The following is a 9,321-nucleotide window of genomic DNA, read 5'->3' as shown; positions in this document are numbered from 1 at the left end:
GTATTAGGCAGGGTGCCCGACGAGCGTCATCACGCGGTCGACCAGCGCGTCGTCGCGCGCCGCATTGGCGATGACCAGTGTCTGCAGGCGGGGGGCGTCGGCGGCAAGAGGCCGGTAGGTGACACCCGGAACGGTCCCGTCCCGGATCTCCCGGGGGACCAGACACACGCAATGCGCGGATGCGACCAAACCGAGCATTCCCATCAGGCTGTCCGCTCGGCCGCCGTCCCGGGGTTCGAAGCCTGCGGCGCGGCAACCCGCGTAAATCAACTGGCTGAGCCCGGGCAACGCGGTCGCGGACGGCAGCGCGAAATCTTGATGCCGCAAGTCGGCCAGGACGATGTCGTCCCGAGAGGCGAGATCGTGCCCGGCGGGCAGAGCGCACACCAGCGGTTCGTCGTGCAGGAGCCGGATATCGAGGTGTTCCGGGTCGGACAGTGGCGCTCGCACCACGGCGAAGTCCAGTCGCCGGCTGCGCACCATGTCGGCGAGTTCGGCGGAGGTGCGTTGATGGAGGTGGATGCGTAGTCCGGGCAGGTTGTCGTGGACCATGCCGATCAGACGGGGGACCGAGACGTAGGAGGCGCCGCTGACGAACCCGAGGCGCAACGTGCCCTCGGTACCTTGCGCGATCCGTCTGGCCCGCTCGGCCGCGGAACTCTGTGCGTCCAGGAGGTGTCGTGCATCGAGAGCGAACGCCTTTCCCGCGGGGGTGAGTTGCACCTGGCGGGTGCTTCGTTCCAGCAGCGGAACTCCGATGGTCTTCTCGAGGCGTTTGATCGCCTGAGTGAGGGGCGGCTGGCTCATGGACAGTCGCTCGGCGGCGCGGGTGAAGTGACGCTCTTCGGCGACCACGACGAACTGCTCGAGTAGCCGTCGCGAAAAATCCATATCGTCCATAATATTAATGGTGCCACAATTAGTATTGGATATAGTTCGTCATCGGGGCTTTCATTATGGTGTGAAGCACGACGACACCGGTTCGATCGCATCGAGCACATCCATTCCCCCCGGCCCGCGGGAACCAGCTCCCCATCCCATTGCGACGGGCGGTCCCCTGCAAGGACTTCGCGTGATCGAACTGGCCACGATCATCATGGGCCCCTACGCCGGTCAGCAATTCGGCGACCTCGGCGCGGACGTGATCAAGGTCGAGGCTCCCGGCGGGGATCCGACACGCCAGTTCGAACCGAAACGCCATCCGGGGATGGGCGGCCCAACCCTCAATCTCAACCGCAACAAGCGAAGTGTCACACTCGATCTCAAGGATGCATCCGATCGAGATTCGCTCTTCGCGTTGCTCGAGACCGCAGATGCCTTCATCACCAATATTCGCCCCGGCGCCCTCGAGCGACTGTCGCTGGGATGGGTGGACGTGGCCGCAGTCAATCCACGTCTGGTGTACGCCACCGCACAAGGATTTCGGTCCGACTCGGCGATGCGGGACAACGCCGCCTACGACGACATCATCCAGGCAGCCACCGGGCTGGTGTGGCTCAACGAGCAAGTCTCCGGACAGCCGCACTATATCCCCTCGGTGGTGGCCGACAAGGTGTGCGGGCTGATGATGGTGCAATCGGTACTCGCCGCCCTCCACTACCGGGACCGCACCGGACGCGGACAGCACGTCGAAATCCCAATGGCAGACACCATGATCGCCTTCAATCTCGTCGAGCACCTCGCCGGAGCAACACTCGATCCGGCCGACGATAGCGAGTACGGCTACCGGCGAGTGCTCAGCCGCGAACGCAAGGCCTGCCGAACCTCCGACGGGTGGATGTGCATCCTGCCCTACAACGACGCGAACTGGCGGGACTTCTTCGAGTTCGCCGGCGACCCCGAAGCGGCGACCGATCCCCGGTTCACCACCATGGCCGGCCGCGTCGCGAATTCCGATGACCTGTACGCCAGAATGCGCTCCCTCACAGCACAGTTCAGCACCGCCGAGTGGCAGCGCCTGTGCGACGACGCAAGCATTCCGGCGCATCCGGTCTACAGCCTCGCCGAAAGCGCGACCAGCCGCTACGCGCAGGACGGCGGGCTGCTGACCATCGCCGAACACCCCACCGAGGGGCCGTACCAGCTGATCGGGCACCCGGTCCGGTACTCCGAGACACCGGCCCAACTGCGCCGGCACTGCCCGGCGCACGGGCACCACACCCAGTCGGTCCTCGACGACCTCGACCATCGGCAGCGGAGCCGAGCATGAGGCCTGCCACGTACCTCCCGACCCCACCTGTCATATCACCGTGAATGGAGACGCACTGTCATGACCTCCTCCAGAGGTGACCTCGTCGTCACCGTCGACAACCACATCGGGCGCATCACCCTCAACCGGCCCGCGAAGAAGAATTCCTTCACCGTGGACATGCTCGACGACTGGGCGCGGGCGCTGCGCGAGTTCCAGCGGGACGAGCGGGTGCGGGTGGTCGTCGTCCGCGGCACGGGCGAGGCGTTCTGCGCCGGCGCCGATCTCGCCGACATCGGCGAGATCGATCGCACACCGTTGACCAACCGGAAACTGATGACCGACACGGTCCACCAGGTGGCACGTGCGGTCGATGACCTGACCAAACCGCTGATTGCCGGGGTGAGCGGGCCCGCCGTCGGCGCCGGGATGGACATGGCCCTGATGTGTGACTACCGGATCGCCTCGACGGCGGCCCGGTTCTCCGAGGGGTACATCCGCGTCGGCCTGGTACCCGGTGACGGCGGCTGCTTCTACCTCCCGCGGCTGATCGGCCGCCCTCGCGCGCTGCGGCTGCTGTGGACCGGCGAGTTCGTCACCGCAGACCAGGCACTCGACTGGAATCTCGTCGACGAAGTCTGCGCCGCCGAGGAGTTCGACATCCGACTCGACGCGTTCGCCACCCAGATCGCCCGGCAGCCCCCCGTGGCGGTCCAGATGATCAAGAACGCGGTACGCCAATCCGATACCGGCGACCTGCGGTCGGCGCTCGATCTCATCGCCTCACACCAGGCGGTGGCGATGACCACTGCCGACTCGATCGAGGCGCTCGACGCCTACACCACCCGACGTACCCCCGCCTTCGAGGGACGATGACAAGCCAGGACACGATGACTACACGAGAACAAACGCTGCGCGCGGCGGTGCGCGAACTGTGCGCCGACTGGGACTACCAACCCCGATGCGACGCCTGGGGCGGCGAGGCCGACCCCGACTTCAGCCGGGAACTCGGGCGGCGCGGACTCCTCGCGCTGACCTGGCCGAAAGACCTCGGCGGGACCGCGGAATCGAACCTCTCCCGCCTTGCGGTCACCGAGGAACTGCTCCGGGCCGGCGCACCGGTTTCTTACCACTGGGCGGGCGAACGGCAGATCGGCCCCACCCTGATCCGTCACGGCAGCCGGGAACTCCAGGACGAATTCTGTCCCCGCCTGGCCAGGGCCGAGATCAGCTTCGCGCTCGGGATGAGTGAACCGGACGCCGGCTCCGACCTGGCCGCGGTCCGCACCACGGCCACCCGCACCGACGAGGGCTGGGTCATCAACGGCCGCAAGGTCTGGACGAGCGGCGCCCACTTCGCCGACTACCTCTACGTCCTGGCCCGCACCTCCAAGAGCGAGGACCGGCACGCCGGTCTGAGTGAGTTTGTGGTCGACACCGCCGCGCCCGGGGTACATGTGCAACCGATCATCGGCATGGACGGAGGACATCACTTCAACGAGGTCGTCTTCGACGAGGTGCAGGTGCCCGACCGGTGGCTGATCGGCACCGAGGGGCACGGCTGGCAGCAGGTCATCTCGCAGCTTGCGTTCGAACGCGGTGGCCCCGAACGGTTCCTGTCGATGTATCCGCTTCTGGGTGCGGTCCTCGACGCCGATGTACTCGATGACACCGACCGCGCCGCACTGCGCGTGCTCACCGCGCAGCTGACGGTGCTGCGCTCACTCGCGCGGGACATCGCGGCCGCCTTGGACGCCGGACGCAGCCCGGTCGCTGAGGCCGCCACCAGTAAGTACCTCGGAAATCGGCTCGAATTGGCGATGCTCGACTTCGTCCGGCCCCTGCTGGGCCGGTGCGATGAGCGCGTACGGGGGCTGTTCGACGCGGCCGTGATCGCCTCCCCGAAGTCGGGCCTGCGCGGCGGCGCCGCCCCGGTCATGCTGTCCATCGTCACGAAGGAAATGCAATGAGCACCACGATTCTCACCGACGAAGGCGCGCAACTGGCGGCGACCGTCGCCGATGTGGCGGCGACCTGGGTACTCCCGGTCGCGGGCGGCCTCGTCTCGGAGGCCGAACACTTCCACGATCAGTGGAAGGTCGCCGAGGAATTGGGATGGACCACGATTCTCGACGAGGTCGACTGCACCAGCTTCGAGGGGTTGACCGAGTCGGCCGACCTCATCGACGCCGCCGCCGCCGTCATCCGCACCCTCGCCCACGCCGGCGCCGCCCTTCCCGTCCGCCAGACCCTGGTTGCACGCGCCCTGGCCTCCGAGCCGATCCCTACCGGGCCGGTCGTTGTCAGCGCGCACTCGTTCGGGGTCTGGGATCCGATTGCGACCGTCTTCGTCGATTCCGACGGCACCACTCAGGACTGGGCGGCGCAGGGTTCGGTGGATCGCGATGTCGCGGCCCGTCCGCTGCACCGACCCGGCGACCTGGAGGACCTCGGGGATCGACCCGACGGTGTGCTGGCCCAGTTCCTGCTCGTCCAGGAGATCGCGGGCGCAGCGTCCGGCGCGATCGAGCAGGCGCGCGCCTACGTTTCCAGCCGGGTGCAGTTCGGCCGTCCCCTGATCAAGCTTCCCGCGGTGGCACAGGAGCTGGGGCGGCTGACGATCGCGCAGCGGCAACTCGACGAGGCGATCGCCGAGTTCGCGCGCCGCCTGCACACCGCATCCCCCGATCGGATTCGCTTCGCTGCCACCGCGGCCCGGGCGCTCGCCGGCGAGGTCGCCTCCGATGTCGCCACGCAGACCCACCAACTGCACGGTTCCCTCGGATTGACCGCCGACGCGACGCTGCGGCACCGCACCCTGCTGCTGTGGGCGGACCGGGACGAGGGTCTGTACCAGCGCAGCTGGGGCGTGCACACCCTCCCGCACCGCGAGGTCGACCTGTGGTCGCTGAGCCAGCCGGAGCACACGCACCGACTCTGACCGACCGCGTCACCCTTCCGCCCGGACCCCCGTCGGGATCAGGCAGGCCCAGAGAGCGGCACCCGGGATACCCGCGGGCCATCCCGAATCGGGGTGGAGGAAGTAGTGCGCCGGCGACCCGAAGGGTGGCGCACTCCGTCGAGCCCGGGCCCAGGCGCGTGTTGTCTACGCGCCTGGGTAAGGAGGATCAAGCAACCATAAAGGGTCGAGCGACCCTGAAACACAGTGGCGCGCAGCGCACATCTTGCGCTACCGACGGGGATCGCGTCAGCTGCGCGTACCTGCTGCGGCGCGGGCAAATCCCAGAATTCCTTCCGCGCTGCTGGCCATATGCTCGGTCATCAGGCGGCGTGCCCGTTCGCCGTCTCCGGCTTCGATCGCCGCGAGGATCTCGTGGTGCTGGGCGTTGGTGGTGTGCCGGGCCTGCGGACCCACCCGGAACGCCCCCATCAGTGGAGTCAACTCGGCCTGCAATTCCGTCTCTGCTCGCGCCAGCCGGTGCGACCGCGTGCAGGACGCGATGGTGACGTGAAAGGTCGCATCACATCTGCGGAATTCCTCGAACGTCTCTGTGGCGTCCATACGTTCGACCAGTTGCCGCATCTCGGCGAGATCCTCGGCCGTCGCGCGTTCGGCGGCCAGCGCCGCGCTCTCCCCGCCGATGGCGATGCGATAGTCGGTGAGGTCGGTGATGTACTCGTCGGTGATCGTCGCGATCCGCTTCTGCGCCTCGCGCTCGGGGACCGTGAGAGCCAGTTCCTTGACATAGGTGCCGCCCTGGCGACCGCGCCGGGTCTCGACGTAGCCGGCTTCGCGCATCACCGCGAGTGCTTCGCGCAGCGTCATCGCGGAGATCCCCAGCTGCTCGGCCAGTTCCGACTCGGAGGGAAGGCGCGCTCCGACATCGAAGATACCCAAGCCGATGGCATCGCCGAGGCGGCGAATGGTCTGCGCGACCAGCCCCTCGCCGCCGATCGGGGACAGGATGACACTGCGGACGAACAGGGACGCCGGTGAGGGGGTCCGGGAATCGGACGCCGAGTCATTTGTATCCATTATCTTCACAGCATAGAGGTCAAGGGCAAGTGAAGTCGAGCCTTGCACCTCTAACATCTAATGTTAGAGTTAAAATATGAGTATTGAATCAGCTACCGACGGCAATCTGCTGAAGATCACCGACCCGGGTTTCTCCGCGATGGGCGAGGAGATCCGTGCGGCCAGGGAACGAAACTGGTATGCCCGAACCACTTACGGTCTCGCTGTCCTACGCCACGATGAGGTGGGAGCTCTGCTCAAGGATCGCCGCCTCCGGCAGGGAAGCTGGTCGTGGCCCGCGCAGAACGGCATCACCGACGGTGTGCTCTCGGACTGGTGGAAGAACTCCCTGGTCGGCATGGAGGGTGAGGACCATGCCCGTATCCGCAAGCTCGTCAACCCCGCGTTCTCCCACTCCGTCATCGCGACGATGACCGAGAGTTTCCGCGAACTCGCCCACCAGCTCATCGACCGGTTCGCTGATTCCGGCGCATGCGAATTCATGACGGACTTCGCCGAACCGTACTCGTCTCGCGCCCTGTGCCGGCTGCTCGCCCTACCCGAAGAGGACTGGCGCGAGCTCACACGGCTCTCGTCCGACATGGGGCTGGCCTTCGGCCCCGAGATCGCCGAGCAGCGAGCCACGATCGAAGCCGCAATCCTCGCCCTCTACGCCCGCGCCGACGAACTCGTCGCCCAGCGCCGCCGCCAGCCCACCGACGACTTCGTCTCGCAACTGGTTATCGCAACGGACGAGAACGGGGACCGGCTCAGCGATCAGGAACTTCGGGAGCTGATCACCAGTCTGATCTTCGGCGGCATGGACACCACCCGCAGCCAACTCGGACTGATGATGCAGGCCTTCGTCGAGCACCCCGATCAATGGGCGCTGCTCGCCGACCAGCCGGAACTCGCCGCCCAGGCCGTCGAGGAAGTCATTCGCTTCAACCCGACGATCCACTGGACCACCCGACTGGCCGTCGAAGACTTCTCCTTCCAGGGCGTCGACATCCCGGAGGGGACGGTGCTCCACCTCATGTCCTACTCCTCCGGCACCGACCCCCTCGCCGTCGGAGAGGCAAGCTTCGACATCACGGCCAAGCGCGCCCCCCACTTCGGTTTCGGGGGAGGGCGGCATCACTGCCTCGGGCACTTCGTCGCCCGCCTCGACATCCGCGAAGCGCTGCAAGCCCTTTCACGCCGCCTCGCCCAGCCGCGATTCTCCGCCCCGCCCAGTAATCGGCCGCCGACCGGGAACACCGGCCCGATCGAACTTCCCGTGAGCTTCGTTCCAGCACGCCCGAACTGACGACGGCGGTGACCGCCGTCTCGTCGGGTAGAAGGGCACGGCGGTGCCCGGCGAGGGCGAGAGATGCGGGGCGCGGACCTGCTGTTCAAATTTTTAACATAAAACCTCTTGTGTTAGCGGTATCGCGACAGTAGCGTTCACGCTCATCGATCGGAGTGTGCGTCGTCACACCCCGATCAGTCACCCTCACCGAAGGAGCTCACATGACCGAGCGGGAATCCACCGTCCACAGCAGTGAACGGAACTGTCTGAGGACGGCATGCCTCGACACGGCGACGAAGGCGGCGTGAGATGACCAACCCATCCACGCCCACAACCGGCGGCGACGTCACTGCGGAGGCACATCTCGAGTCAGGACGGTTGGGTAGAGCCTCTGTCGTCTCGCTGTCGCTGGCGTCCTTCTTCCCCGCAGTCGGCATCGCCCTGGTGCCCCTGCTCGTGTTCAGCACCGCCGGCACCAATGCATGGCAGGCATCACTACTCTCCACGATCGCCGTCATCTGCGTCGGACGCGCCGTCACCGCCTTCGCCCGGCGATACGTCGCCACCGGATCGCTGTACTCCTACATCGGAGAGGTATTCGGCCCCTGGGCCCGATACCTGACCGCGGCCGCCCTACTCGCCGGGTTCATCGCCGCGATCGGAGCACTCGCCGCCGTCGTCGGAATCTTCGCCGGAAGCTTCCTCCTCTCACACGGGGTCGACAACGCCCTGTCCTTCGGACCGCAACTGGCAATCTTCCTCATCGCACTCGCCCTCGCCGCCGCGATCGCCTACCGCGGCCTCGACACCTCGGTATGGATCGCGGTGACCCTCGCCGTGCTGTCGTTCCCCCTCGTCCTGGTCATCACCATCGCCAGCGCCGCCAAGACCGGACTCGATCTCGCCGATCAGTTCAGCCTCAGCGAATTCAGCCTCAGCGGAACGCTCCAGGGCATGGCCGTCGGAGCTGCCTTCCTGGTCGGCTTCGAATCCTGCACCGCACTCGCCGCCGAGACCCGTAACCCTCGCCGCAACGTTCCGCTCGCGGTCATGTCCGTCCCGGTTCTCCTCGGCGGCCTCTTCCCGCTGGTCACCATCCTGCAGGTCCCGGGACTGCAGGCAGCGTCCGCCGAACTGGAGGCCGGAATGTCGGCTCCCGCGGCGCTGGCACTACATGCCGGACTCGGCTCCGGCGTCGCCACCGCCAGCGATCTGGTCCTCGCGGTCGCCACCTTCGCCGCACTCATCGGCTTCATCAACTACGGCGCGCGTTTCGCCATGACCCTCGCCGACGACGGTGTCCTGCCCGCTCCGCTGGGGAAGATCCATCCGCGCCACCACAGTCCCTTCGTCAGCATCGCGGTCATGTCCGTCGCCGGGTTCGTCCTCGTCGCCGCCCTCGTCTTCGTCGCAGGGGATGTGGTGTCGGCCTACTACACGGTCGCCCCTCTGGTCGTATACTTGTGGGTGCTCCCGTACGTCCTGATCACCATCGGCGCCATCGTGCTCACCGTCCGGGCGCACGAGTACCGGCCGTTCCTGATCGGTATGTCCGTCGTCGGCGCAGTGGCGACCGCCTGGATGTACATCAACGGGGTCATCAACCCACCACCCGCGCCGGCGAACGTCACGTCTTGGGTCGTGCTAATCGTCCTCGTCGTCCTCCTTGCCGTCTTCGCGATCACCAAGCGCAGAACACCGAGCGCCGCGGAAGAAGTCGTGCCGCAACCCGCTGCGGTCGAAGAAGTCTGACGAGTTCGAATCCGAGAAACCGTGGTGGGGGGGTGGGGAATGCATGCCGCCCCCACACCCGGCCCCCCCCGTAAAAACACAGGCCTCGACCCACCCCGGGGTCTTATAAAAAAA

Annotated in this window: 8 protein-coding genes; 6 read left to right on the top strand and 2 right to left on the bottom strand. The window is 66.6% G+C overall.

What is annotated here, in order from left to right; genetic code table 11:
• Positions 1-3 precede the first annotated feature (3 nt).
• Positions 4-891: a LysR substrate-binding domain-containing protein gene (locus ACFTZB_RS38710; RefSeq protein WP_378440176.1), complete on the bottom strand. Its 888-nt coding sequence runs from the start codon at positions 889-891 to the stop codon at positions 4-6.
• A 16-nt stretch (positions 892-907) separates the two neighbouring features.
• On the opposite strand from ACFTZB_RS38710, the gene ACFTZB_RS38705 reads away from it, so the two are divergent.
• Genes ACFTZB_RS38705 through ACFTZB_RS38690 form a run of 4 tightly spaced genes read left to right on the top strand, consistent with a single transcriptional unit; the run spans position 908 to position 5,129 of the window.
• Positions 908-2,209 (top strand): CaiB/BaiF CoA transferase family protein, encoded by a 1,302-nt coding sequence (locus tag ACFTZB_RS38705; protein WP_378440174.1) that lies wholly within the window; start codon positions 908-910, stop codon positions 2,207-2,209.
• 60 nt (positions 2,210-2,269) lie between these two features.
• Complete coding sequence (locus ACFTZB_RS38700; RefSeq protein WP_378440172.1) at positions 2,270-3,064, top strand: enoyl-CoA hydratase/isomerase family protein; 795 nt, start codon at positions 2,270-2,272, stop codon at positions 3,062-3,064.
• Positions 3,065-3,078: 14 nt separating this feature from the next.
• Positions 3,079-4,158, top strand: a complete 1,080-nt coding sequence (locus ACFTZB_RS38695) for an acyl-CoA dehydrogenase family protein (protein WP_378440170.1) — start codon at positions 3,079-3,081, stop codon at positions 4,156-4,158.
• The gene (locus ACFTZB_RS38690) at positions 4,155-5,129 is read left to right on the top strand and encodes an acyl-CoA dehydrogenase family protein (protein ID WP_378440168.1); all 975 of its coding nucleotides are present in this window, start codon (positions 4,155-4,157) and stop codon (positions 5,127-5,129) included. The genes ACFTZB_RS38695 and ACFTZB_RS38690 overlap by 4 nt, the downstream gene beginning before the upstream one ends.
• A gap of 267 nt (positions 5,130-5,396) precedes the next feature.
• On the opposite strand, the gene ACFTZB_RS38685 is transcribed toward ACFTZB_RS38690, so the two are convergent.
• Entirely contained in the window at positions 5,397-6,185 is a 789-nt protein-coding gene (locus tag ACFTZB_RS38685; protein WP_378440166.1) for a FadR/GntR family transcriptional regulator, read from the bottom strand.
• A 76-nt stretch (positions 6,186-6,261) separates the two neighbouring features.
• Here ACFTZB_RS38685 and ACFTZB_RS38680 point away from each other — a divergent pair, with 76 nt between their 5' ends.
• Both ACFTZB_RS38680 and ACFTZB_RS38675 read left to right on the top strand, forming a co-directional pair.
• Complete coding sequence (locus ACFTZB_RS38680; RefSeq protein ID WP_378440164.1) at positions 6,262-7,473, top strand: cytochrome P450; 1,212 nt, start codon at positions 6,262-6,264, stop codon at positions 7,471-7,473.
• 291 nt (positions 7,474-7,764) lie between these two features.
• Positions 7,765-9,207 carry an APC family permease gene (locus ACFTZB_RS38675; protein WP_378440162.1) on the top strand — a complete coding sequence of 481 codons (1,443 nt, stop codon included), beginning with the start codon at positions 7,765-7,767 and terminating at the stop codon, positions 9,205-9,207.
• Positions 9,208-9,321: the final 114 nt, after the last annotated feature.

Source organism: Rhodococcus sp. NPDC057014 (assembly GCF_042673295.1).
Lineage (GTDB): Bacteria > Actinomycetota > Actinomycetes > Mycobacteriales > Mycobacteriaceae > Rhodococcus_F.
Note: the sequence above shows the minus strand (reverse complement) of the source record. Positions and strands in the feature narration are given on the sequence as shown.

Bases quoted from the DNA above. Each gene is read 5' to 3' on its own strand.
- ACFTZB_RS38695 (WP_378440170.1), top strand. From the start codon at position 3,079: ATGACTACACGAGAACAAACGCTGCGCGCGGCGGTGCGCGAACTGTGC.
- ACFTZB_RS38685 (WP_378440166.1), bottom strand. From the start codon at position 6,185: ATGGATACAAATGACTCGGCGTCCGATTCCCGGACCCCCTCACCGGCG.
- ACFTZB_RS38690 (WP_378440168.1), top strand. From the start codon at position 4,155: ATGAGCACCACGATTCTCACCGACGAAGGCGCGCAACTGGCGGCGACC.
- ACFTZB_RS38710 (WP_378440176.1), bottom strand. From the start codon at position 891: ATGGATTTTTCGCGACGGCTACTCGAGCAGTTCGTCGTGGTCGCCGAA.
- ACFTZB_RS38675 (WP_378440162.1), top strand. From the start codon at position 7,765: ATGACCAACCCATCCACGCCCACAACCGGCGGCGACGTCACTGCGGAG.
- ACFTZB_RS38705 (WP_378440174.1), top strand. From the start codon at position 908: ATGGTGCCACAATTAGTATTGGATATAGTTCGTCATCGGGGCTTTCAT.
- ACFTZB_RS38700 (WP_378440172.1), top strand. From the start codon at position 2,270: ATGACCTCCTCCAGAGGTGACCTCGTCGTCACCGTCGACAACCACATC.
- ACFTZB_RS38680 (WP_378440164.1), top strand. From the start codon at position 6,262: ATGAGTATTGAATCAGCTACCGACGGCAATCTGCTGAAGATCACCGAC.